Below are 23,682 nucleotides of genomic sequence, written 5' to 3'. Positions count from 1 at the left end.
CGATCAGATCCGCTGCGCTTGCGCGACGGCGTTGCCAATGTATTTGGCTGGCGTTAATTCGCGTAATTCAGCCTTCGCTGATTCAGGGATCTCAAGGGTTTCAACGAAATCTTTCAGAATTTCAGCGGTAATGCGCTGGCCGCGGGTCAATGCTTTAAGCTTCTCGTAAGGCTCGGCTACCGCATAGCGACGCATAACCGTTTGAATGGGCTCAGCGAGCACTTCCCAGCTGTCGTCTAGGTCTGCGGCGATACGTGCCTCGTTAATTTCAAGCTTACTCAAACCTTTCATGGTCGCCGCGTAGGCCATAGTGCTATAGGCAATACCAACACCCATATTACGCAATACGGTGGAGTCGGTAAGGTCGCGCTGCCAGCGAGAGATTGGCAGTTTCGCGGCTAAATGATTGAGTACGGCGTTAGCTAAGCCGAGGTTGCCTTCGGAGTTTTCGAAGTCAATGGGGTTTACTTTGTGCGGCATGGTAGAGGAGCCAACTTCGCCGGCAATCGTGCGCTGTTTGAAATAACCCAGTGAGATATAGCCCCAAATGTCACGATCAAGGTCGATCAAAATGGTGTTAAAGCGCGCGATGGCGTCAAATAGCTCAGCAATATAGTCGTGAGGTTCAATCTGCGTCGTATAGCGATTCCAGTTAATGCCTAATTTGCTGATAAATGCGTCGGCGTGGGCTTCCCAGTCGATATTAGGGTAGGCGGATAGGTGAGCGTTGTAGTTACCCACTGCACCGTTGATTTTGCCCAGGAGCATTACGTCCGCAATGGCGGCCCGCTGGCGGCGCAAACGGGCGACAACATTAGCGAATTCTTTGCCCATGGTAGTCGGGCTCGCAGTTTGGCCGTGGGTACGCGCGAGCATCGGTACTGCTGAAAATTCCCGGGCTTGCTCGGCGAGCTTGTTAATAATGGCGTCGGCGTCGGCAAGCAAAATCTCGCGGCCTTCACGCAGCATCAAAGCATGGGACAGGTTGTTAATGTCTTCTGACGTGCAGGCAAAGTGCACAAACTCAGATATTGCTGCCAGCTCCGCGTTGCCGCTGATTGCATCTTTAATGAAATATTCAATGGCTTTGACATCGTGGTTGGTCGTTGCTTCGATGTCTTTTACTTTTTGTGCACCGTTTTCATTAAAGCCACTGATAAGGGCTTCTAGCGCGGTATTTGCGGCTTCGCTGAGTGCCGGTACTTCGACCACACCGGGATTGGCGGCGAGGGCTTGCAACCAACGAACTTCAACGATTAAGCGGTATTTGATAAGGCCAAACTCGCTGAATACGGGGCGCAGTGGCGCGGTTTTACTGCCGTAACGGCCATCTACGGGGGAGACGGCGGAAAGCGCGGATAAGTCCATGTTCAATACCTTTTTTGTGCGGGGCGGCTATTGCGGAAAGCGCGCAATAATACACGAGTTAACGGGGGATTTCAGTGCCGAGTAGCTGTTTAGTCTGGGCAAAAATTCGGTTGCGCTGAAAGATCAGCTTCCAGCGGCTACCACCGGCTTGACGCCACAAATAACTGGCGCGAATTGAAGCCAAAAGGAGGCTACGGATACGAGCCGCATTATTGGTATTCTGCAGCTCTTGGGCGCTGCCAGTAATTTGAATGCGGAAGTTGTATTTTGAAATTGTATCTTGATAAATTGAAGAAAGAGATGAACTTAAGCTACTGATATCAATATTGTTCATGTCTTTATTTTTGGCTGTATGTTGTAACCTGTTACGGAGTAAGGACGCCGTAGTGTCGTCGCCCCTTAGCTTTTTATGGAGATGTAAAACACCTAGGCAATAGCGCATTACAGCGCGGCGTTCGCCATAATCATTGCCGCTCAGAAGGTCGCGAAGACCGCGAATGCCGACCTCCAGGTTTTCGATGCCACCGTAAGCTTCTTCAACTGTGGTTGCCGAAAAGGCAAATAGGCTGTTGATTGATGCTTCAATGGCTTGTGGCTCAGCTTGGCCAGTGCGGGCTATTTGATCAACCAGCACTGTGCCTTGCACAATGGCCGCTAAGGCAAGCGTTTGCTGGCGGGCAAGTTGGTCTGGTTTGCTCGCAGCGCTATTCATAAATAATTAAACCCTGATTCAATAATGCCGCCGCCGAGGCAGATATCGTCGTCGTAAAAGACAACGGACTGGCCCGGGGTGATTGCGCGTTGAGCGTCACTAAAGCGAACCTCAAAACCGGTCGCGGTAACGCAAATTTCGCAGTCTTGGTCCGCCTGCCGGTAGCGGGTTTTGGCTTTGCATAGATAGGGGAACTGCGGTGCTTGGCCGGTAATCCAATGAATTTCGCCCACTTGCAGCGCTTGTTTAAACAGCGCTGGATGCTGGCTGCCTTGGGCAACCAATAAGACGTTACGTGTTAAATCTTTATCAACAACATACCACGGCTCCTCGCCGCCGCCTTTCACACCGCCGATACCCAGGCCTTGCCGCTGGCCGATGGTGTGATACATCAATCCACTGTGCTCACCCATATCAATACCATCTAAGCTTTCAATGCGGCCCGGCTTGGCTGGTAAGTACTGCTGAAGAAAATCTTTAAAACGCCGTTCGCCGATAAAGCAGATGCCAGTGCTGTCTTTTTTGTTGTGAGTGACAAGGCCATGCTCTTCAGCTAGGGCGCGCACCACTGGCTTTTCAATTTCGCCCACCGGGAATAGGGTTTTTGCTAGTTGTTCACTGCCAACGGCGTGCAGGAAGTAGCTTTGATCCTTATTGGGATCTAGACCTTTAAGTAATTGGCTACAGCCACTAACGTCTCGACGGCGGGTGTAGTGGCCAGTGGCGATGTAATCTGCCCCTAAAACCAACGCGTAGTCGAGGAAAGCTTTAAATTTAATTTCGCGATTACAGAGAATGTCAGGATTGGGCGTGCGACCGGCTTGGTATTCAGCCAAAAAATGCTCAAAAACGTTATCCCAATATTCACTGGCAAAATTGGCTGTGTGAAGGTGAATCCCTAAGGTTTTACAAACCGCTGCGGCGTCGGCGAGATCGTCTTTGGCGGTACAGTATTCGGTACCATCGTCTTCGTCCCAGTTTTTCATGAACAGGCCTTCGACCTGGTAACCTTGCTGCAATAAGAGCAGCGCAGATACCGAAGAGTCGACGCCGCCTGACATGCCGACAATGACCTTGGTATTGCTATTGTCCTGAGTTGTACTTGTGTGCATCAGCGGGTTCCGTAAATCATAGATAAGGGATAGCGGTGGCCGTCGAGATAGCGTTCAAGGCATTCTAAAACCAGCGGGCTGCGCAACATGGCCCGGCGCTCCTTAAGTTCGTCTAGTGTGAGCTAAATGGCTTGTTCGATATCGTTATCCAGTGGCTGTTCGGGGCAATATGCCACTGGTCGGGCATAAAAACTGGTCCGCTGATAAGTCACGCCATTTGCCGGTGCGGTGTATAGGCCGAATCCGACGACACCGAGTATCTCGACCCGCCACTGGGTTTCTTCTAAGGTTTCCCGCCGCGCAGCGTCAATGAGGCTCTCGTGTTGCTCTAGGTGACCCGCCGGCTGGTTTATGACGCGCTGACCGTTTTTGATCTCTTCAACAAACAGAAACTTGCCGTCATTCTCGACGAGAGTCGCCACGGTGACGTGGGGCTGCCAATCCATAGGATGTCCGAACCTTAAAAAGCGGAATTGTAACAGCTGCCACGACTCAAGGACTACGTTTGCGCGGCTTGGGGCTTAGAGTTTTACTTCTCTGCGTGTGGTTTACGGTTCTGTTTGCAGGCCTCTTTGGGCGAGAGTAGCGTTTAAAATCGGCGCCAAGGGTGATTTTGCGTGATTCACCGGGGGCTAAGCCGTTAATCGTCCATTCACCAATAGCGGCGCGTATCAGGCGCAGGGTAGGGAATCCCACTGCCGCCGTCATTCGCCTAACTTGCCGATTGCGACCTTCACTTATTTGTAAGCTAAGCCATGATGTGGGGATAGCGGCACGATAACGTACAGGTGGATCTCTTGACCATAATTCCTCCGGTTCATCGATACGCGCGGCTTGGGCGGGCAGGGTAGGCCCGTCTTTTAGCGTGATGCCGTTACGCAGCTGCGTTAAGGCGTCGTCGCTGATATCCCCCTCAACTTGAACCCAGTAGGTCTTTTTTAATTTATGGCGAGGGTGGCTAATTTGGTGCTGAAGCTCACCGTCGCCGGTTAAAATCATCAGGCCTTCGGAGTCGTAATCAAGTCTTCCCGCTGGATAAATGGCGGGGATCCTGATGTAATCGGCGAGGGTGGCGCGACCATCTGAGTCAGTGAATTGACTCATTACTTGGAAGGGCTTGTTAAAAATAAAAATGTCGCTCACGTGAAAATAGGCTCATTCATAGAAGAAATCTCGGTATAAAGTGTTACAATGTCGCGCTTTTTACCGAAGCTGTATTGTACCTAATACAGTCAATCTTCGTATTGTGAGCAAGTGCGAGCACAGATACTAACTGATAAACCATGGAGTCAAAAATGGGATACCAACATATCAAGGTACCTGCAGAGGGCGAGAAAATCACCGTTAATGCGGATCTTTCCCTGAACGTACCCGATCGGCCAGTGATACCTTTTATCGAAGGTGATGGCATCGGGGTCGACATTACTCCGGTGATGATCAACGTAGTTGATGCAGCCGTAGCAAAAGCCTACTCAGGCAAGAAAAAAATAAGCTGGATGGAAATTTACACAGGCGAAAAAGCCGCTGAGCTTTACGACGGCGACTGGTTCCCTGCTGAAACGCTGGATGCAATTAAAGACTACGTAGTTGGGATTAAAGGCCCGTTAACTACACCAGTTGGTGGTGGCTTCCGTTCTTTGAACGTTGCCCTGCGCCAGGAATTGGATCTGTACGTATGTCAGCGTCCAGTGCGCTGGTTCGAAGGCGTGCCTTCACCGGTTAAAGAGCCTGGCAAAACCAATATGGTTATCTTCCGTGAGAACTCCGAAGATATCTACGCAGGCATTGAGTGGAAGGCGGGTACGCCAGAAGCGGACAAAGTCATCGAGTTCTTCCAAGAAGAAATGGGTGTTACCAAAATCCGTTTCCCGCAGGAATGCGGCATCGGTATCAAACCGGTTTCTAAAGAAGGTACCGTGCGCCTTGTTCGTAAGGCGATCCAGTACACAATTGATCAAGATTTGCCGTCACTGACCATCGTGCATAAAGGCAACATCATGAAATTCACCGAAGGCGCTTTCAAAAACTGGGCTTACGAGCTGGCGATGGAAGAGTTTGGTGGCACATTGATCGACGGTGGCCCATGGGTCAGCATTAAAAACCCAAACACGGGCAAAGAAATCGTCATTAAAGACGTAATTGCCGATGCAATGCTTCAGCAAGTGTTGCTTCGTCCTGACGAGTATAGCGTTATCGCTACGCTTAACTTGAATGGCGACTACTTGTCTGATGCACTGGCTGCTCAGGTTGGTGGTATTGGTATCGCGCCAGGTGCAAACCTAAGCGATAATATCGCGCTGTTTGAAGCAACTCACGGTACTGCACCTAAGTACACTGGCCAAGACAAAGTGAACCCCGGTTCCTTGATTCTGTCTGCCGAAATGATGTTGCGTCACATGGGTTGGAATGAAGCTGCAGACCTGATTATCACTGGTATGAACGGTGCAATCCAGGCGAGAACAGTAACCTACGATTTTGAGCGTTTGATGGAAGGTGCGACCTTGCTTAAATGTTCTGAATTCGGTGATGCTATCGTTAAACACATGGCGTAAAAGACCATCGCCACCTGCGTATGCGGGTGGCGTTTCTTCTAGTAGTCTTTACTCTGCTGTTTCGGCAGATTTAATGTCGGTTGCGTGCAAGCCCTTTGGGCCCGGCTCAGCTTTAAATATCACGGTTTGACCAGCTTTAAGGGTCTTATAACCTTCCATTGTAATAGCTGAATAATGCGCAAAAATTTCATCGTCGCCGCTCTCGGAAACGATAAATCCATATCCTTTGGCGTTATTGAACCACTTTACAACACCGCTTTGCATAGCCTTTCTTCCTTAATTGTCTTTATAGTTATTTTAGCGTTAACGTAAACTACCTTGTAAATGGTAATACCCGCCCCCATTTTTAAAACAGTCCGGTCACTACGTCAAGTAAAGGTGTGTAAGATAGGTGTTGGTGAATTTCCCTATTGCGTCGGGTTACAGTGGTGCTAAGCTCAGGTAAAGTAAGTGAAAATGACGATTAATATTGAAAACATGGCTGATAAGGCTGACGAAGATCACGGAAGCGGTATTGCGGTTCAGGAATCAAAACCAGAACTCAAGAAACCTCGTATGTATGCTGTGGTCCTACTAAATGACGATTACACACCAATGGAGTTTGTGATTGAAGTTTTAGAAGACTTTTTTTACTTGGACCGCCAGCGTGCAACACAAGTTATGCTGGCAGTGCACACCAAAGGTAAGGGTGTGTGCGGAGTGTTCACCAAAGATATTGCCGAGACAAAAGCGGCGCTGGTGAATCAATACGCACGAGATAACGGTCATCCGCTACTTGCTGAGACAGAAGAGAGTGATGATTAAAATTGGTAATTGCAGAAGGCGAACATAGTCTATGTTGAGCAAAGACCTAGAAACAACTCTGAGCCAGGCCTTTAAATCGGCCCGTAGTCGTCGGCATGAATTTATGACCGTCGAGCATCTATTACTTGCACTGGCAGACAACGAGGCCGCCGTTAAGGTGCTTGTCGCTTGCGGTGCAGACTTACTACAGCTAAAGGGTGAGTTAAAAGAATTTGTCGAGGCCACGACACCCAGAATCCCCGAGACCGATGTCGAGCGTGATACACAGCCGACACTTGGCTTTCAACGCGTATTACAGCGTGCGGTATTTCATGTTCAATCTTCTGGCAAGCAGGAGGTCACTGGCGCAAATGTATTGGTGGCGATCTTTAGTGAGCAAGAAAGCCAAGCGGTTTACTTTCTCAAATCGCAAAGCGTTAACCGGCTTGATGTGGTCAATTACATTACCCATGGTATCTCCAAAGTGTCAGGGGCGGAAGGAATTGAGCACGATCAAAATCAAGATGCTGAAGGCGAGGGCGGCGATCCAGAACAGAAGCCTCTAGATAACTTCACCACCAATTTGAATGCCGAAGCCAAGGCGGGTCGCATTGACCCCCTTATAGGCCGGGCAGAAGAAGTTGAGCGGGTTGCTCAGATTTTAACCCGACGCCGCAAAAACAATCCTCTGTTAGTGGGTGAGTCTGGCGTGGGTAAAACCGCGATCGCAGAAGGCTTGGCCAAGCGTATTGTTGATGGCGAGGTACCTGATGTACTGATAGGTAGCGTTGTATACTCATTGGATATGGGTGCTTTGTTGGCAGGCACCAAGTACCGCGGCGATTTTGAAAAGCGATTAAAGGGCCTGCTTGCAGACCTTAAAAAGCGTCCCGGTGCCATTCTGTTTATTGATGAGATTCATACCATAATAGGTGCAGGAGCGGCCTCAGGCGGCGTAATGGATGCATCTAACCTCTTAAAGCCCTTACTGAGCTCCGGCCAGATGCGTTGCATTGGCTCAACGACCTTCCAAGAATACCGCGGCATATTCGACAAGGATCGCGCACTGAGTCGCCGCTTCCAAAAGGTAGACGTAGAAGAGCCCTCGGTTGAGGACACTTACCTGATTTTGAAGGGTTTGCGCTCACGTTTTGAAAGCCACCATGATTTAAAATACAGCGATGGTGCTTTGCGCTCAGCTGCGGAATTGTCTGCACGGTATATCAATGACCGCTTTTTACCAGACAAAGCAATCGATGTGATTGATGAGGCGGGTGCCTACCAGCGCCTGCAAAAACCAGAAAATCGCATCGAGAAGATTGGCGTTCCTGAAATCGAAGCCATTATTTCAAAAATTGCCCGTATTCCGCCTAAGAGCGTGTCTTCAGACGATCGCGCATCCTTAGTGAAACTTGAAGATAATCTGAAAATGGTTGTCTTTGGCCAAGACAAAGCAGTGTCAGAACTTAGCGCCTCGATCAAGCTCGCTCGCGCTGGCCTTAAGTCCCCTGAAAAGCCCATTGGCAGCTTTTTGCTGGCTGGGCCTACTGGTGTTGGTAAAACCGAGATCTGCCGTCAGCTAGCTAAGTTACTTGGCTTAGAGCTGATTCGATTCGATATGTCAGAATATATGGAACGCCACACGGTTTCCCGTCTAATTGGTGCACCTCCTGGTTATGTTGGCTTCGATCAAGGTGGTTTATTAACAGATTCGGTCACCAAGCATCCGCATTCAGTGGTATTGCTTGATGAAATAGAAAAGGCTCACCCAGACCTGTTTAACCTGCTACTGCAGGTAATGGATCATGGCTCACTGACAGACAATAATGGCCGCAAGGCAGATTTCCGTAACGTTATTTTTGTAATGACAACGAATGCTGGGGCTGAAAGTATTAGCCGCCGCTCCATTGGTTTTACAGAGCAGGATAATCAAACGGATTCAACCGAAGCCATTAACCGCTTGTTTACGCCGGAGTTCCGTAACCGTCTTGATAGCGTTATTGCCTTTGAGCCGCTGAAGCCTGACGTTGTACTGACAGTGGTCGATAAATTCCTAGTGGAATTACAGGCCCAGCTAGATGACAAGAAAGTCGTCTTGCATGTTGATGATGAAGCGCGAAGCTGGTTAGTTGAGCACGGCTACGATAAGCACATGGGTGCCCGGCCTATGGCAAGAATTATCCAAGAGCATATCAAAAAGCCGTTAGCTGAACTGGTATTGTTTGGCAGCTTAGAGAAGTGCGGCGGAGTGGTTAATGTCAGCGTTAAAGGTGACAAACTGGCCCTTGCTGCAGAAACAGTAGAGGAAGAGGCGGGCCAGACCTGCGATTAAGCAGGTATTTTATTAACGGCCGCGGAAAGTGATGCGGCCTTTGCTTAGGTCATAAGGGGTTAATTCAACTTTGACCTTGTCACCAGTTAAAATTCTGATGTAATGCTTACGCATTTTGCCTGATATATGAGCGGTCACGACGTGGCCGTTTTCTAGGCGTACGCGAAAAGTTGTATTTGGCAAAGTATCAATGACTTCGCCTTCCATTTCGATCTGGTCTTCTTTCGCCATTCGGCAACTATCCTCGAGAGATTTTAAAATTAAGTGCTACGCACTGAAGCCTTAGTAGGCCGTCAAAACTGCGCGCATTTTGCCCTAATTTCATCGTGTTGGCAATTTGCAGAGGCGAAAGCGGGAATATTGCTACGTTAAACGCACCCAACGATTGCTCATAAGGAGCTCAATGGGCTTGTAATCGGTTTTATAAGCCATTTTTTGGCAATCGCGTATCCAGTAGCCTAAATAAAGAAAGGGCAACGCGAGGTCGCGGCAGCGGGAAATTTGCCAAAGAATACTGTAAACGCCGAGGCTTCTTTGGGGGTAATCTGGATCGTAAAAGGTGTATATCGCCGATAGGCCATCGTCTAATACATCAGTCACTGCAACTGAGAGCAATGACTCGCCCAAATAAAAATGAATATATTGAGTGCTATCGGTCCCTGCGCCTAAAAAACTGTCAAATTGGTCTCTGGATGGCGGGAACATATCGCCGTCTCGATGACGTCCATTGATGTATTTCTCATAAAGCGGATAAGCATCGCTGTTTGGTGCGTCCAGAATTGCCACGCGCAAATCATTGTTGCGCTTTACTACGCGACGCTGGGTTCGCGACCCTTTAAACAGATTTACCGGGACGCGGCTCGCAATACAGGACTTACAACCCTCACATTCGGGCCGATAAAGATGATTTCCGCTGCGTCTAAACCCTCTGCGGGACAATTCGCTATAGACTGGACTAGATACTTTAATGTCTGGATCAATGAATATTGTTTTCGCTTCGCGATCAGCAAAATAGCTACACGGATGTGGGTGGGTCGCATAAAGCTTCAGTTGCTGGGCGTCAGTCATAACGCTGATACCAGTGGCTTGCCATAATACCAATCCAGTGCCCACTTTTGAGGGTGGCCATCGCCGCTGGCAAATGACTGTAGGTATTTCTTGAAACTTGCACGATCCATTTCCTCCGCGCCCATACTTTCAAGATAATCGTTACTTACCTGACAATCAATGAGCGGGTAGCCCCATTCCTGCAATTGGCCGCAGAGATGAACGAACGCAATCTTCGATGCATTGGCTTCACGGCTAAACATTGATTCGCCGTAAAACATGCGATTGATCGCCACACCATATAGGCCCCCGATCAATTTTTTGTCGCGCCATACTTCTACAGAGTGTGCCCAGCCTGCGCTATGCAAATTTTGGTAGGCAGTACGCATATCGTCAGTAATCCATGTTCCAGGTCGCTTTGGGCTAAGTTGCGCACAGCCGTCAAGGACGCCGGCAAAATCTTGATCGAAGCTGACTTCAAAGTCATTCCGCCGGAGCGCCTTACGGAGGCTCCGGTTTATATATAAGCGTTCGGGATAAACCACAGCCCGAGGTTGCGGCGACCACCACAATATTGGCTGCGATTCTTCAAACCATGGAAATATGCCGGCGCGGTAGGCGTTGAGTAGGCGGGGCAGGCTAAGATCACCACCAACGGCGAGCAAACCGTTGGGGTCATCTAGAGCCGCCTCAATAGGCGGAAAGTGCAGATCAGCTGGGTCAAGCCAGGGGATGCCGGACATTTGCTAATCTGTGCTCGCTAGACCAAATCGTCGAGGTAGCGCTCGGCATCCAGTGCCGCCATGCAACCAAAACCCGCAGAAGTTACCGCTTGGCGGTAGATGTGGTCAGCAACATCACCCGCCGCAAAGACACCTTCTATACTGGTTCTGGTCGCATTGCCTTCGGTACCGCTGTGAATTTTCAGGTAACCGTCTTTCATTTCAAGCTGGCCCTGAAAAATATCGGTATTCGGCTTATGTCCAATAGCGATGAAGACCCCGGCTACGTCGATTTCTTGACTGCCTTCACCTTTGGTGCTGTTTAAGCGCAGGCCCGTCACACCGCTATCGTCTCCAAGGACTTCGTCTAGCTGGTGATTCCATAGCACATTGATATTGCCGTTGGCCGCGCGCTCCAGCAATTTATCTTGCAAAATTTTCTCAGAGCGCAGACTGTCTCGGCGGTGGACTAAGGTTACCTCGGACGCAATGTTTGACAGGTAAAGCGCCTCTTCAACAGCGGTATTACCACCACCAATGACCGCAACTTTTTTGCCCCGGTAGAAAAAACCGTCGCAGGTGGCACAGGCTGATACGCCCTTGCCCATAAATGTCTCTTCTGACGGCAGGCCGAGATACTGAGCTGATGCGCCGGTGGCTATAATTAGCGCGTCGCAGGTATACGTCTGGGTGCCAGTTAAGGTAAACGGCTTGTTTTTTAAATCGACAGACTCAATGTGATCAAAAAGCACTTGTGTATCAAAACGCTCGGCATGCTCTTGCATTCTTTGCATTAACTCAGGGCCTTGAACGCCGTTTTGGTCGCCGGGCCAGTTGTCGACATCGGTGGTCGTTGTCAGTTGGCCGCCTTGTTGAATACCGGTAATAACCACGGGATTTAGGTTTGCGCGAGCGGCATAGACCGCGGCAGTGTAACCGGCAGGGCCGGAGCCGAGGATAATCAGGCGGTGGTGTTGGCTGTCACTCATAGATTCACTGTGTTCCAAGCAGGGGGATTGAACTTTGTTCAAACCGGGATGACTGAAAATAGACGCATATCATAGGGTAATTCCATAGGCGCGGCAAAAGCTGTGTGCGGCGACAAGTCTTATGACATAGTGCTAATATTGGGCCACTTATCGCTATTTCAACGGCCCATATAGGGTTTGTGTATTTTACGTGCAAATTAAGGAAACTGTTCTCTTTTGCCAAAACCGACATCAGCTGCCACGGTAGAAAACCGTGAGATTTTGAATTTGCGCTTGCGCGAAGGTTTATTGATTGCCTTTGTTGCCGTCTGTATTTATATATTTGTGTCGCTGCTGAGCTACAGCGGTAATGATCCCGGCTGGTCGCGCACCGGCAATGGCGATCGCATTGTGAATACTGGGGGGCCTGTTGGGGCGTGGCTAGCTGACGTGTTTTTCGCCCTTTTTGGCTACATGGCTTATTTATTTCCAGCAATGCTTGGTTTTAGGGCTTGGCGGCTTTTTAAAGAGCGTTACCGGCCTGCGGGATTCGACACACTTATCTTTGTGCTGCGCCTTATAGGCTTAGTGCTGGTGATGATTTCCAGCACTGGACTTGCCGCCAATGGCGATCTTGGCAATAGCGGTCTGCCCTTTGGCGCTGGCGGTGTACTCGGCGATGCTGTTGGCAATGCCACCATGACGTCATTTAATGAGTTTGGTAGCCGATTACTGCTGATCGCCATTTTGTTGTTTGGTTTAACCGTTTTTACTGATTTGTCTTGGATTCTGCTAATGGATTCCGTTGGCGCGGCTACGCTGCGGTTTTTTGATCGCAGTCGTGAAGCGCTGTATCGCTATAAATTGGCGCGCCACGAACGCCGCAAAGCCAATGCGGCAAAGCAGCAGCGCCATGAGTCTGTAGCGAAAAAAACCGAAATTCAAAAGACTAGGGTGCCGCCACAAATTGCGCCGCCACCTAAGCCCGTGGTTAAGTCTGCAAGACCCGACAAGGAACGTCAGAAATCCCTGTTTGACGGCCCTGTGACCGGCACTTTGCCGTCATTAAGCCTGCTTGATAAAGCCGTTCATAACCCAGAACGGGGCTATTCGCCGGAAACACTGGAGGCTATGTCGCGGTTGTTAGAAATAAAGTTGCTCGATTTCGGTGTCTCGGCAAAAGTAATTTCTGTATTCCCCGGCCCTGTGATCACGCGTTTTGAGCTTGAGCCGGACGCCGGTGTAAAGGTCAGTAAGATATCTAATCTAGTCAAAGATCTTGCGCGCTCATTGGCGGTTGTCAGTGTTCGCGTAGTGGAGGTTATTCCCGGTAAACCTTACGTTGGGATTGAAATTCCCAATGAAGACCGCGAGATTGTTAATTTCCACGACGTACTCGCGTCAGAAGCTTTTGATGCCTGTAAATCGCCACTTACATTAGCGCTAGGCCACGACATTTCCGGTGAGCCGGTATGCGCCGACCTTGGGAAGATGCCGCACTTATTAGTTGCGGGAACCACTGGTTCAGGTAAGTCGGTAGGTGTTAATGCCATGCTGATCAGCTTGCTGTATAAATCGACGCCGGAAGAAGTGCGCTTGATGCTGGTTGACCCGAAAATGTTGGAATTATCGGTTTACGACGGTATTCCTCATTTGCTTACCCCAGTTATCACCGACATGAAGGACGCCGCCAACGGTCTGCGCTGGTGTGTGGCTGAAATGGAACGGCGCTACAAACTCATGTCAAAAATGGGTGTGCGTAATCTCGCGGGTTTTAACCGTAAAGTGAAAGACGCCATTATTGCAGGGGAGCCAATCAAAGATCCCCTGTGGAAACCTGAAGAGCACTACCAAGCCGGTCTGGAAGAGGCTCAAGCACCGGATTTAGAGGTACTACCTTCAATCGTTGTCGTTATTGATGAATTTGCCGACATGATGATGATCGTCGGCAAAAAGGTTGAAGAACTTATTGCCCGTATCGCTCAAAAGGCGCGTGCGGCAGGTATCCACTTATTACTTGCGACCCAAAGGCCCTCGGTCGACGTTATTACCGGATTGATTAAAGCCAACGTACCGACCCGTATCGGTTTCCAAGTTTCGTCCAAAATAGATTCTCGAACTATTTTGGATCAGGGCGGGGCAGAGCAGTTACTCGGTCACGGCGATATGCTGTATTTGCCGCCCGGCGCAGGTATTCCAATGCGTGTTCACGGCGCCTTTGTGTCAGACGAAGAAGTTCACCGCGTAGTGGCTGATTGGAAGCGCCGTGGCGAGCCCCAATACATCGATGGCTTGCTCGAAGAGGGCAGTACCACCGATGCAATGCCCGGGATGCCAGCGGAAGGTGCTGGTGGCGACGACGGTGAATCCGACGCCTTATATGATGAAGCGGTTGCCTATGTAACTAAAAGCCGGCGGGCATCTATATCGTCTGTGCAGCGTAAATTGCGAATCGGCTATAATCGCGCCGCCCGATTAATTGAAACAATGGAGGCTGCCGGTGTCGTAACTGAGATGGCCAGCAACGGTAGTCGTGAAGTACTGGCTCCACCTCCATTTGAATAGAAGTAGAATCTATGCGTCAATTTTTTGTATTTTTATGCTTGTCGATACTTACACTCGCTGCCACCGCCGAGGGCGACGTGGCACAGCTACACTTGCATCTCTCTGGCGCACAAAGCCTTAACGCCAAATTTATCCAACAAGTTAGCGACATCGATGGTCAGCTGCTGCAAGAGAGTAAGGGCACAATTGCTCTTAAGCGACCCAATAAAATTCGTTGGGAGAGCACCGAGCCCTTCCATTATCTGTTGGTGAGTAACGGTAAAACCGTGTGGCGCTATGATGCAGATTTAGAGCAGCTAAACACTGAGCCCTTCGACGCGAATCTCGCGCAAACGCCTGCAATGATCATTGGTATGAGCATTGAACAACTTGCCGCGCAATATGATGTAGACGTGAAAAAGAACGGCAATTCCCGAGAATTTATCTTAAGTCCCAAAGTGCCAGGTTCTTTCACGGAAATGGTGCTGATGTTCACTTGGGGCAAGCTCACCGCGATGCGTTTAACCGATACGCTTGAGCAAACCACCAAAATTGAGTTTGTTAATCCAAAATACAATAACCGCTTCAGCGATCGCGATTTTGAGTTCAATGAGGCTGAGGCGAAAAAGTCTTGACCGAAACGCCTAGCAAGGCGCCGCTAGCAGCGCGAATGCGGCCTCAGAGCCTTGAGCACTACCTTGGGCAAGATCACCTGCTCGCGCCCGATAAACCGCTGAGGCGGGCGCTTGATTCAGGCCAGTTGCACTCCATGATATTTTGGGGCCCGCCTGGCGTTGGGAAAACCACCTTAGCGCAACTCATTGCACAGCTTTCCGATGCCCATTTCATCAGTATTTCAGCGGTCTTGGCCGGCGTGAAAGATATACGTGCAGCGGTGGAAGAGGCCAAGCAACAGCAATTTTTCCAGCGTCGCACTATCTTGTTTATCGACGAGGTTCATCGCTTTAACAAATCTCAACAAGACGCATTCTTGCCGTATGTTGAGGATGGCACAGTCATTTTTGTTGGCGCGACAACTGAAAACCCCTCTTTCGAAATCAACAATGCTTTGCTGTCGCGTGCGCGCGTGTATCAACTAAATGCGCTTAGCGACGGCGCAATCGTCGATATTGTTCGGCACGCCGCAACCACTGAAGGCTGGCAGCTCGCTCAGGACCAAATAGAGCGCATTGCTCAGCACGCCGACGGCGACGGCCGCCGTGCACTCAATGTACTCGAAATCGCGGGGGATATGCTCGGCAAGGGAAGGGGCAGCACTGAGTTAAATGCGGGCATTATCGACCAAGTTCTTAGTGGTCAGCCGAGGCGCTTCGATAAGGGCGGCGATTTATTTTATGAGCAGATTTCTGCGCTCCATAAGTCTGTGCGGGGGAGTTCGGTTGACGGCGCCTTGTATTGGTTTGCGCGAATGCTCGACGGCGGCTGCGAACCCTTGTACGTGGCCCGTCGCTTAGTGCGTATGGCAAGCGAAGACATTGGCAATGCCGATCCCCGAGCGCTGCGTTTATGCTTAGACGCATGGGAGACCCAAGAGCGGCTGGGCAGCCCAGAAGGCGAACTCGCGATGGCCCAAGCGGTGTGTTATCTCGCTGCGGCCCCAAAAAGCAACGCGGTTTATACTGCGTATAATGCCGTGCGCAAAGAAATCGCGGCTTCACCGAGTTATGACGTACCCATGCATTTGCGCAATGCACCAACAAATATGATGAAGGATCAGGGCTTTGGCGGCGGCTACCGTTATGCTCACGACGAGCCGGATGCCTACGCCGCAGGGGAAAATTATCTGCCCGAAGAGATCCAAGACCGGGTTTACTACCAGCCAGTTAACCGCGGGCTTGAGAAAAAAATCGCTGAAAAGCTACGATATTTGCAAGAGCTTGATGATAGTGCCAGTCACAAGCGCTATCGTTGAATTGAATGGGGTAGAATAGCGACCCAGTCCGGAGACCTTTACACGTGCAAATTTATCTACTGATTGCCCTAGGCGGGGCTTCTGGTGCGCTCAGTCGCTATGGCGTTGGCCGAGTCGTCAGTCATTATTTGGCGCAGGTTTACTGGCCCTTAGGCACTTTTGCGGTGAATTTTATTGGCTCGTTCGTGATTGGCGCAGTATATGTGCTCATTACCGAAAAATCGTCACTGCACGCGGATTGGCGCTACGTATTAATGGTGGGCTTTTTAGGCGCGTTCACTACTTTCTCTACGTTTTCTCTGGAGTCTGTGGCGCTACTTGAGGCAGGAAAAGTACTCCTGGCACTCACATATATGCTGAGTACGGTGGTCAGTTGCGTGATTGCATGTTGGTTAGGAATTGTCGTTTTACGCGCTATTTGAATTATTTTTTGAATAAATACAGATGCTTGGAGATTTATTTTAATGTTAGATATTAAGCAGGTTCGGCAGGACTCACAGGCAATTGCCGAAGCGCTGAAGAAAAAGTATTACAGTTTTGATGCTGTGCAATTCGAAGCCCTCGATGCCAGCCGCAAACAAGCTGACATGAACAGTCAAAACCTTTTAGCAGAACGAAAGAAAGCATCAAAGCAAATCGGTGAACTGATCAAAACCGGTCTGAGTATTGACGATGCCAAGGCCAAAGTGAATGAAACCTTAGCCAAAATTGAGTCAGAGTTAGAGGCACTCAAGCAGCAGGCGAAAGAGGCTAATGAGGCACTCGATCAATTGTTAATGGCCGTGCCGAATTTGCCTGCGGACGATGTCCCCGTGGGCAAAGACGAAAGCTGCAATATCGAAGTCTTGCGTTGGGGTACGCCACGTGAATTCGATTTTGAGGCGAAAGATCACGTTGATGTGGGTGAAAGTCTCGGCGGATTGGATTTTGATACGGCAGCTAAAATTACCGGTAGTCGCTTTTCGGTGATGCGCGGCGGCTTGGCTCGGATGCACCGAGCACTCATCCAGCTTATGCTTGATACTCACAGCCGCAGCCACGGCTACAAAGAAGTGTATGTGCCTTACTTGGTGAATGCCGATTCCTTGCGTGGCACCGGTCAATTACCAAAATTTGAAGCTGATTTATTCAAGCTTCAGGGCGATTCTGAATATTACCTCATTCCAACCGCTGAAGTGCCGGTAACCAATATGTTTCGGGATACCATTGTTGACGCCAGTGAACTGGACAAAGGTCTGCGTTTCACCTGTCACACTCCTTGTTTCCGCAGTGAGGCGGGCAGCTACGGCCGTGACACACGCGGTATGATTCGCCAGCACCAGTTCGAAAAAGTCGAGCTTGTACAGTTTGTTCGCGCTGATCAGTCTGATGATGCGCTCGAGAGCCTAACCGGTCACGCCGAGGCCATACTGCAATTACTGGAATTGCCGTATCGCAAAGTTATTTTATGTGGTGGCGATTTGGGCTTTTCTGCGCGGAAAACCTATGATTTAGAAGTGTGGTTACCTGGGCAGAGTGCTTACCGTGAGATCTCGTCTTGCAGTAACTTTGGTGATTTCCAAGCGCGCAGAATGTTAGCACGCTGGCGAAACCCGGAAACCGGCAAAGCCGAGTTACTTCATACCCTAAACGGCTCCGGTTTAGCGGTCGGCCGTACACTCGTGGCTATCCTTGAAAACTACCAACAGGCCGACGGCTCCCTAACTGTTCCCGAAGCACTCCGTGGCTATATGGGCGGCCTTGAACGCCTCGAAGCCGGAGATTGCTAAGTATGGATTTTTTGCCGCTGTTTACGGACCTGCGCAATAAGCCCTGTTTGTTAGTGGGCGGCGGTCAGGTCGCGCTACGCAAGGCAAATTTATTGTGTAAAGCCGGCGCGAAATTACGTCTCGTAGCCCATGATATATTGCCGGAGCTTTCAACCCTGTGTACTAACGCCGGTGGCGAATGTATCCGCGGTGACTACGGTGATCACCTCCTTGATGATGTGTTTTTGGTTATAGCTGCCACAGACGACGAAGCATTAAATAAACGCGTATCTGCGGCGTGCCATGCAAGGCATATCCCCGTTAATGTTGTAGATAATCCCGATCTATGCAGTGTGATTTTACCCGCGATTATCGATCGTTCGCCCCTGATTATTGCGGTAAGCAGCGGCGGCAAAAGCCCGGTACTAGCGCGCATGATGCGCTCACGCCTAGAAGCAAGCATACCAGCATCTTATGGCCGTTTAGCCAAATTGGTCGGGGATTTTCGCGATGCCGTTAAAGCACGTTTTAGCGACATAGAAGACCGCCGCCATTTTTGGGAGAAAACCCTGCAAGGACCTATTGCTGAAATGGTGTTTGCAGGAAAAGACGCTGTTGCGGCAGATATGCTAGCCGTTGCGATCGACAAAGCGGACATCGATTCTGGCGGCGAGGTGTATTTAATTGGCGCCGGTCCAGGTGATCCGGACCTAATGACTTTCAAGGCATTACGTTTGCTACAGCGCGCTGACGTTGTTCTATACGATCGCTTGGTCGCGCCTGCTATTGTCGATATGTGCCGCAAAGACGCTGATCGAGTCTATGTTGGCAAAGCCCGCGCTGAACATGCAGTTCCACAGCAAGACATCAATAAGCTCCTGGTCAAATACGCCAAAGAAGGCAAGAAGGTCGCGCGTTTGAAGGGCGGCGATCCCTTTATATTTGGTCGTGGTGGCGAAGAGATTGAAGAACTCGCCCAAGAAAAAATTCCCTTTCAAGTGGTGCCGGGCATTACTGCCGCATCTGGCTGCGCCAGTTACGCAGGCATTCCACTCACACACCGGGATTATGCGCAGTCTGTGCGCTTCGTTACTGGTCATTTGAAGGACCACAGTTTAAACCTCCCGTGGTCCGAATTAGTTCATTCCAGCCAAACCGTGGTGTTTTATATGGGTTTGGTCGGCCTGCCGAGTATATGTGAGCAATTAATTGCCCATGGTCGTGACGCTGATACGCCTATTGCCGTAATACAGCAGGGGACAACACCCCAGCAACGCGTCGTCGTTGCAAGCCTCGCTACAATGGTTGCGCGCCTTGCCGCGGAACCTGTGCAGGCGCCAACCTTAATTATTGTCGGCGAGGTTGTTAACTTGCGGGCAAAGCTCGCTTGGTTCGAACAGCACGACCTCAGCAAAGGCGGTATGTAACAAACGCCGTCGAATCTACTCTCATCGCTAAACACCATTAACTGGAGTCAAAATGACGCAGCAAGGTTTAGATACCGATTACGACTACGATTTATTTGTTATTGGCGCGGGTTCAGGCGGAGTTCGTGCAGCGCGCATGTCCGCGGGCTTCGGCGCAAAAGTCGCCATTGCCGAATCGCGATATTTAGGTGGTACCTGTGTGAATGTGGGCTGCGTACCGAAAAAACTTTTTAGCTACGCTGCCCACTACGGTGAAGACTTTAAAGACGCGCAAGGCTTTGGCTGGAACAGCCAAGTAGAGCCGCTGCACTGGCCAACACTCCGCGACAATAAAACCCGTGAGATCGAACGTTTAAACGGCATCTACGGTAATCTCTTGAGCAACGCTGGGGTGGAGCTGATAAATGGCCATGCCCGTTTTGTCGACGCCCACACCATCAGCGTAGACGGCAATAGCTATACCGCGAAACGTATTCTAATTGCGGTTGGGGGGTGGCCCTTCATTCCCAATATACCCGGTCGTGAATTTGCGATCAGCTCGAATGAATTATTTTACCTCGACTCCTTGCCCAAACACGCGGTCGTGGTCGGCGGCGGGTATATCGCAACTGAATTTGCTGGGATATTACATGGCTTAGGCGTTGAGGTAGACCAGATCTATCGCCGTGATTTGTTTCTACGCGGTTTCGACATGGAGATGCGCGAACAACTTGCCGAAGACATGCGTACTCAAGGTGTAGGACTGCGTTTTAATGAAAACGTGATGGCCATCGAAAAGCATGGCGATCGCTACAAGCTCACCTTAGAAAGCGGTGAAAGCCTAGTTACCGACCAAGTATTGTATGCCACCGGCCGTAAACCTTTGTTAGACGGTTTAGGGCTGGAGAACACTGGCGTCACGCTCAATGATAAAGGCTACATCGCCGTGGATGAGACGTTCCAGACTGCGGAGTCGTCTATCTACGCTGTTGGCGATGTCACCGGCGGTATGGAATTAACGCCAGTTGCCTTAGCCGAAGGCATGAACTTGGCTAAACGACTGTATCGCGGTGAAACCAAGACTGTAGATTATAATTTTATTCCAACGGCTATTTTTTCCAAACCAAACCTCGCAACGGTTGGCTATAGCGAAGAGGAGGCTAGGGAAGAATTTGCAGACATCGCCGTATACACTTCGCGCTTCACGCACTTAAAGCACACACTCAGCGGCAACAAAACCAAGACTTTGCTAAAACTGATCGTCGATAAGAGCAGTGACAAAGTAGTTGGCGCTCATATGTTGGGCGACGAGGCGGGGGAGGTCATTCAGGGGCTCGCAGTCGCTATTAAAGCCGGTGCAACCAAGGCTGACTTTGACGCCACAATCGGTATTCACCCGACGGTTGCTGAGGAGTTTGTTACGATGAGAGAAGCAAATCGCTAGTAGTATTGAAATTACCCTAGGCCAAAATAGCCTAGGGTAATTATTGACTAGGGTCGATTGGCCAGTCGTTCAGGCAGAAAGTAGGGCATAGCATCAACAAGAATATGGCTTGCTTCGATTAACAGTGGATCAGGATCTTTCTTCTTATCCTTTTCATCACTTTCGTCTACCGGGGTTTCACCGCTCAGGGCCAAGGTCTCGTCATCGTCCTTATCTTCATCAAGTTCTTTCAAAGGTTCCTCACCTTTGGCAACCCGCCGCCGATTTTCCATTGCCAACTGTAAGGCTTTTTGTTCGTCCCGCTCACTGCGGCGCTTATCGATATTTAAGGATAAATGCGTTTTGCTGCGCATTTTTTCAATAACCCCTATTTGCTCCTGTAAGAATACAAAATCAGGGTCTTTGGCAATGCGCTTGTCGTGCTTACGTTGTAGCGTTTGCAAGCCTGATTTGAGGTCGAAGTAGTAACGATGGTTTGCACGCGCAATACGATCCCAGCTCAAAGCGTTATCAAGGATACTCTCACCGATTTTGTCTTGATCATATAATGGGGGGAAAGCGATATCTGGAATAACACCGCGGTTCTGAGTGCTGTCCCCAGACACTCGATAAAACTTTGATTCTGTTAATTTGAGTTGACCGTGACTCAACGGATTAACCGATTGCACCGTCCCTTTACCAAACGACTGGGTGCCGATCACGATACCGCGCTGATAATCCTGAATGGCGCCCGCAAAAATCTCAGAGGCTGACGCGCTCATGCGATTGATTAAGACTGCCAATGGTCCAGAATAGTAGGGCGTACTGCGCCGCTTACCTTCTCGAATTACCCGAGAGTTTGACTGGCGAATTTGCACCGTAGGGCCCGCTTCAATGAATAAGCCAACCATGCCATTGGCTTCGGCTAAGGAGCCGCCACCATTATCGCGCAAATCAATTACAATACCTTCGGCGCCTTGACTTAAGAGCTCACCAAGAATGCGATGTACGTCGCGCGTCGTGCTGCGATATTCGGTATCGCCTAAGCGGTAAGCCTCAAAGTCTAAGTAGAACGTCGGTACATCAATAACGCCAACCTGGTGGCTCATGCCGTGGCTGTCTTTAAACTCGATTAGCTCGCCCTTAGCACTTTGGTCCTCAAGCTTAACCTCGTTTCGCTCAATAGTGATTTCACGGCGCGCCTCCTCGCTTTGTGCAACAGCTGGAATAACGTCTAAGCGGACAAAAGATCCTGCGGCACCGCGAATTAGGTCTACAACATCATCAAGACGCCAGCCAATGACGTCTTGCATTTCCCCAGATTTACCCTGAGCAACGCCAATAATCTTATCGGCAGGCTGTAATTGACCTTGTTTATCGGCTGGGCCAGCGGGTACTAGTCGAACGACCTTGGTGTAGTCGTCCTCCATCTGTAATACCGCGCCAATACCTTCTAGTTTAAGGCTCATATTAATCTGGAAGTTTTCTGACAAACGCGGCGAGAAATAGTCGGTGTGGGGGTCGTATAGTGAAGCAAAGGCATTCGCATAGAACTGGAAGGCGTCTTCAGATTCCAGCTGCGTCATGCGTTTTATCTGGTTTTTAAAGCGCTTACTCAGTAAGTCGACAATGCCTTCTTTATCTTTACCGGCGAGCTGCAAGCCCAACACGCGATTTTTTATTTGCTTGCGCCAGATTTCATCGGCGGCGGCACTGTCTTTGGGCCAGGCTTCTTTAGCACGATCTAGCTGAATATCCTCATCAACACTGAAATCCATCGCCGCGACAGTTGCTGGTAGGGTATCAAGTGCATTTTGAAGTCGTTCAATCATGCGCTGACGGTAACGATTAAATATCGCAAAACCGGCGTCGAGCTGTGCTTTCTTAAGCTCGTTGTCTAAAGTCGTTCGATACTTCTGAAATTCTTTAATATCACTCTGAAGCAAAAACTGGCGATTCGGGTCTAGGTCATCTAAAAATGAATCTAGTAAATGCGCCGATAAATCGTCGTTTAAGGCCATTTTCACATAGTGCCGTGTATCAAGCTGCTTAACCATGTCGCGAATGGCGGTGATATGGCTGGGTTCTGGCAACAGGGGCTTAATTACTTCAGTTGAAGCCCAAGCTGTGCTCATTTGCAGAACAAGGGCGAAAACAATACAAATACTGCGGGGAAATCTTTTATTTAGCATCAAATACCGCGTCTAATAAGTCGAGTGATCTTAAGTATGTTACACCGCTGAGGCACTGATTGCAGCGCGGAGCCACATGTCGAGGTTTATTAATAAAAATGACATATTCCTAATTGATATACCGCGTTACACTGAAAAGGTCTACTAATTGACCCTCTGGAGTTAGTAAAGTGCGTAAAAACCCCAAAATTGCTGCCGTGGAGCAATACATTCAAGCTCTAACCAACCACGACATGTCGGCGATCAATGATCTATTTGCTGACAATGCCACCATTGAAGATCCCGTAGGTAGTGAGCTAATTGTCGGTAAAGCTGCCATTCTTCGATTCTATGAAGTGGCATTTAGTTCCGGGATATCTGCTCGACTAGAAGGCGCTGTTCGCTTAGCTGCCAATCATGCCGTATTTCCCTTTGTCGTTGAATTGAATCCTGGTAATGGTGAAGTCCGCATGGAGATCATTGATCAATTTAGTTTCAACGACGAGGACAAAGTGATCGCGATGAAGGCATTTTGGAGCGAAGCGAATATGAGTACGCCCTGAGGCAGCTCCGGCAATTGCCTGCACGGCCGCGGCTGCTGATAGGGCTGGTGGCCTACTTATAAATCCTTTATTTACAGCAAGTTATTGGACTTAGCTGAGCATATATATTATAAATATTTGCTCAGCGATACCGAGTAAAAGAGTTTGACGCTAAGTGCCGTGCTCGCTAAGTCTGCGCGGCGATGAAGCTCACAATTAAAATAACGGCAGGAGCGCTTCGGTAACATAGATCCTAGGCGCTAAACACCTGAGAACACAATTTGGCGTTTGCCCCCCAGCACAAGCCTACCGCGACACT

General features: G+C 49.7%; 22 protein-coding genes. 11 read left to right on the top strand and 11 right to left on the bottom strand.

Annotated elements, in window-relative coordinates; all coding sequences use genetic code 11:
* Positions 1–3 precede the first annotated feature (3 nt).
* The 5 genes from purB to ABD836_RS03460 all read right to left on the bottom strand — a co-directional run bounded on the left by purB (position 4) and on the right by ABD836_RS03460 (position 4,335).
* Positions 4–1,368: an adenylosuccinate lyase gene (gene purB / locus ABD836_RS03480; protein ID WP_344932412.1), complete on the bottom strand. Its 1,365-nt coding sequence runs from the start codon at positions 1,366–1,368 to the stop codon at positions 4–6.
* Between the two features lie 58 nt (positions 1,369–1,426).
* Positions 1,427–2,080: a high frequency lysogenization protein HflD gene (hflD, locus tag ABD836_RS03475; protein ID WP_344932411.1), complete on the bottom strand. Its 654-nt coding sequence runs from the start codon at positions 2,078–2,080 to the stop codon at positions 1,427–1,429.
* Positions 2,077–3,192 carry a tRNA 2-thiouridine(34) synthase MnmA gene (gene mnmA, locus ABD836_RS03470; RefSeq protein WP_344932410.1) on the bottom strand — a complete coding sequence of 372 codons (1,116 nt, stop codon included), beginning with the start codon at positions 3,190–3,192 and terminating at the stop codon, positions 2,077–2,079. The genes hflD and mnmA overlap by 4 nt, the downstream gene beginning before the upstream one ends.
* 122 nt (positions 3,193–3,314) lie before the next feature.
* Positions 3,315–3,638, bottom strand: a complete 324-nt coding sequence (locus ABD836_RS03465; protein ID WP_344932409.1) for an NUDIX domain-containing protein — start codon at positions 3,636–3,638, stop codon at positions 3,315–3,317.
* Between the two features lie 46 nt (positions 3,639–3,684).
* Positions 3,685–4,335 carry a pseudouridine synthase gene (locus tag ABD836_RS03460; protein WP_344932407.1) on the bottom strand — a complete coding sequence of 217 codons (651 nt, stop codon included), beginning with the start codon at positions 4,333–4,335 and terminating at the stop codon, positions 3,685–3,687.
* Positions 4,336–4,487: 152 nt separating this feature from the next.
* Here ABD836_RS03460 and icd point away from each other — a divergent pair, with 152 nt between their 5' ends.
* Complete coding sequence (gene icd, locus ABD836_RS03455) at positions 4,488–5,744, top strand: NADP-dependent isocitrate dehydrogenase (protein ID WP_344932406.1); 1,257 nt, start codon at positions 4,488–4,490, stop codon at positions 5,742–5,744.
* A 48-nt stretch (positions 5,745–5,792) separates the two neighbouring features.
* Here the strand turns inward: icd and ABD836_RS03450 are convergent, their stop codons facing one another.
* Entirely contained in the window at positions 5,793–6,008 is a 216-nt protein-coding gene (locus ABD836_RS03450) for a cold shock domain-containing protein (protein WP_344932404.1), read from the bottom strand.
* Between the two features lie 213 nt (positions 6,009–6,221).
* On the opposite strand from ABD836_RS03450, the gene clpS reads away from it, so the two are divergent.
* Positions 6,222–6,548, top strand: a complete 327-nt coding sequence (gene clpS / locus ABD836_RS03445; RefSeq protein ID WP_425583016.1) for an ATP-dependent Clp protease adapter ClpS — start codon at positions 6,222–6,224, stop codon at positions 6,546–6,548.
* Between the two features lie 31 nt (positions 6,549–6,579).
* Positions 6,580–8,859, top strand: a complete 2,280-nt coding sequence (clpA, locus tag ABD836_RS03440) for an ATP-dependent Clp protease ATP-binding subunit ClpA (RefSeq protein ID WP_344932401.1) — start codon at positions 6,580–6,582, stop codon at positions 8,857–8,859.
* Between the two features lie 12 nt (positions 8,860–8,871).
* Here the strand turns inward: clpA and infA are convergent, their stop codons facing one another.
* From infA to trxB, 4 genes are all read right to left on the bottom strand, one after another.
* Positions 8,872–9,090 carry a translation initiation factor IF-1 gene (gene infA, locus ABD836_RS03435; protein WP_008247839.1) on the bottom strand — a complete coding sequence of 73 codons (219 nt, stop codon included), beginning with the start codon at positions 9,088–9,090 and terminating at the stop codon, positions 8,872–8,874.
* A gap of 132 nt (positions 9,091–9,222) precedes the next feature.
* The gene (locus ABD836_RS03430; RefSeq protein WP_344932400.1) at positions 9,223–9,927 is read right to left on the bottom strand and encodes an arginyltransferase; all 705 of its coding nucleotides are present in this window, start codon (positions 9,925–9,927) and stop codon (positions 9,223–9,225) included.
* Positions 9,924–10,649, bottom strand: coding sequence for a leucyl/phenylalanyl-tRNA--protein transferase (gene aat / locus ABD836_RS03425; protein WP_344932399.1), 726 nt, complete (start codon positions 10,647–10,649; stop codon positions 9,924–9,926). The genes ABD836_RS03430 and aat overlap by 4 nt, the downstream gene beginning before the upstream one ends.
* A 17-nt stretch (positions 10,650–10,666) precedes the next feature.
* On the bottom strand, positions 10,667–11,617 hold the full coding sequence (gene trxB / locus ABD836_RS03420) for a thioredoxin-disulfide reductase (RefSeq protein WP_344932398.1): 951 nt from the start codon (positions 11,615–11,617) through the stop codon (positions 10,667–10,669).
* A gap of 216 nt (positions 11,618–11,833) precedes the next feature.
* On the opposite strand from trxB, the gene ABD836_RS03415 reads away from it, so the two are divergent.
* Genes ABD836_RS03415 through gorA form a run of 7 tightly spaced genes read left to right on the top strand, consistent with a single transcriptional unit; the run spans position 11,834 to position 20,671 of the window.
* On the top strand, positions 11,834–14,161 hold the full coding sequence (locus tag ABD836_RS03415; RefSeq protein ID WP_344932397.1) for a DNA translocase FtsK: 2,328 nt from the start codon (positions 11,834–11,836) through the stop codon (positions 14,159–14,161).
* An 11-nt stretch (positions 14,162–14,172) separates the two neighbouring features.
* The gene (gene lolA, locus ABD836_RS03410; RefSeq protein WP_344932396.1) at positions 14,173–14,775 is read left to right on the top strand and encodes an outer membrane lipoprotein periplasmic chaperone LolA; all 603 of its coding nucleotides are present in this window, start codon (positions 14,173–14,175) and stop codon (positions 14,773–14,775) included.
* Between the two features lie 35 nt (positions 14,776–14,810).
* Positions 14,811–16,073 carry a replication-associated recombination protein A gene (locus ABD836_RS03405; protein ID WP_344933571.1) on the top strand — a complete coding sequence of 421 codons (1,263 nt, stop codon included), beginning with the start codon at positions 14,811–14,813 and terminating at the stop codon, positions 16,071–16,073.
* A 44-nt stretch (positions 16,074–16,117) separates the two neighbouring features.
* Positions 16,118–16,495, top strand: coding sequence for a fluoride efflux transporter CrcB (crcB, locus tag ABD836_RS03400; protein WP_344932394.1), 378 nt, complete (start codon positions 16,118–16,120; stop codon positions 16,493–16,495).
* Positions 16,496–16,537: 42 nt separating this feature from the next.
* Positions 16,538–17,842 carry a serine--tRNA ligase gene (gene serS / locus ABD836_RS03395; RefSeq protein WP_344932393.1) on the top strand — a complete coding sequence of 435 codons (1,305 nt, stop codon included), beginning with the start codon at positions 16,538–16,540 and terminating at the stop codon, positions 17,840–17,842.
* A 2-nt stretch (positions 17,843–17,844) separates the two neighbouring features.
* Positions 17,845–19,248, top strand: a complete 1,404-nt coding sequence (gene cysG, locus ABD836_RS03390; protein ID WP_344932392.1) for a siroheme synthase CysG — start codon at positions 17,845–17,847, stop codon at positions 19,246–19,248.
* 52 nt (positions 19,249–19,300) lie between these two features.
* Positions 19,301–20,671, top strand: a complete 1,371-nt coding sequence (gorA, locus tag ABD836_RS03385) for a glutathione-disulfide reductase (protein WP_344932391.1) — start codon at positions 19,301–19,303, stop codon at positions 20,669–20,671.
* Between the two features lie 47 nt (positions 20,672–20,718).
* Here the strand turns inward: gorA and ABD836_RS03380 are convergent, their stop codons facing one another.
* The gene (locus tag ABD836_RS03380; RefSeq protein WP_344932389.1) at positions 20,719–22,842 is read right to left on the bottom strand and encodes a carboxy terminal-processing peptidase; all 2,124 of its coding nucleotides are present in this window, start codon (positions 22,840–22,842) and stop codon (positions 20,719–20,721) included.
* A 170-nt stretch (positions 22,843–23,012) separates the two neighbouring features.
* On the opposite strand from ABD836_RS03380, the gene ABD836_RS03375 reads away from it, so the two are divergent.
* Positions 23,013–23,384: a nuclear transport factor 2 family protein gene (locus ABD836_RS03375; RefSeq protein WP_344932387.1), complete on the top strand. Its 372-nt coding sequence runs from the start codon at positions 23,013–23,015 to the stop codon at positions 23,382–23,384.
* Positions 23,385–23,682 lie beyond the last annotated feature (298 nt).

It is taken from the genome of Zhongshania borealis, assembly GCF_039539625.1.
Classification (GTDB): domain Bacteria; phylum Pseudomonadota; class Gammaproteobacteria; order Pseudomonadales; family Spongiibacteraceae; genus Spongiibacter; species Spongiibacter borealis.
Note: the sequence above shows the minus strand (reverse complement) of the source record. Positions and strands in the feature narration are given on the sequence as shown.

Bases quoted from the DNA above. Each gene is read 5' to 3' on its own strand.
- purB (WP_344932412.1), bottom strand. From the start codon at position 1,368: ATGGACTTATCCGCGCTTTCCGCCGTCTCCCCCGTAGATGGCCGTTAC.
- hflD (WP_344932411.1), bottom strand. From the start codon at position 2,080: ATGAATAGCGCTGCGAGCAAACCAGACCAACTTGCCCGCCAGCAAACG.
- mnmA (WP_344932410.1), bottom strand. From the start codon at position 3,192: ATGCACACAAGTACAACTCAGGACAATAGCAATACCAAGGTCATTGTC.
- ABD836_RS03465 (WP_344932409.1), bottom strand. From the start codon at position 3,638: ATGGATTGGCAGCCCCACGTCACCGTGGCGACTCTCGTCGAGAATGAC.
- icd (WP_344932406.1), top strand. From the start codon at position 4,488: ATGGGATACCAACATATCAAGGTACCTGCAGAGGGCGAGAAAATCACC.
- ABD836_RS03450 (WP_344932404.1), bottom strand. From the start codon at position 6,008: ATGCAAAGCGGTGTTGTAAAGTGGTTCAATAACGCCAAAGGATATGGA.
- clpS (WP_425583016.1), top strand. From the start codon at position 6,222: ATGGCTGATAAGGCTGACGAAGATCACGGAAGCGGTATTGCGGTTCAG.
- clpA (WP_344932401.1), top strand. From the start codon at position 6,580: ATGTTGAGCAAAGACCTAGAAACAACTCTGAGCCAGGCCTTTAAATCG.
- infA (WP_008247839.1), bottom strand. From the start codon at position 9,090: ATGGCGAAAGAAGACCAGATCGAAATGGAAGGCGAAGTCATTGATACT.
- ABD836_RS03430 (WP_344932400.1), bottom strand. From the start codon at position 9,927: ATGACTGACGCCCAGCAACTGAAGCTTTATGCGACCCACCCACATCCG.
- aat (WP_344932399.1), bottom strand. From the start codon at position 10,649: ATGTCCGGCATCCCCTGGCTTGACCCAGCTGATCTGCACTTTCCGCCT.
- trxB (WP_344932398.1), bottom strand. From the start codon at position 11,617: ATGAGTGACAGCCAACACCACCGCCTGATTATCCTCGGCTCCGGCCCT.
- lolA (WP_344932396.1), top strand. From the start codon at position 14,173: ATGCGTCAATTTTTTGTATTTTTATGCTTGTCGATACTTACACTCGCT.
- ABD836_RS03405 (WP_344933571.1), top strand. From the start codon at position 14,811: ATGCGGCCTCAGAGCCTTGAGCACTACCTTGGGCAAGATCACCTGCTC.
- serS (WP_344932393.1), top strand. From the start codon at position 16,538: ATGTTAGATATTAAGCAGGTTCGGCAGGACTCACAGGCAATTGCCGAA.
- cysG (WP_344932392.1), top strand. From the start codon at position 17,845: ATGGATTTTTTGCCGCTGTTTACGGACCTGCGCAATAAGCCCTGTTTG.
- gorA (WP_344932391.1), top strand. From the start codon at position 19,301: ATGACGCAGCAAGGTTTAGATACCGATTACGACTACGATTTATTTGTT.
- ABD836_RS03380 (WP_344932389.1), bottom strand. From the start codon at position 22,842: ATGCTAAATAAAAGATTTCCCCGCAGTATTTGTATTGTTTTCGCCCTT.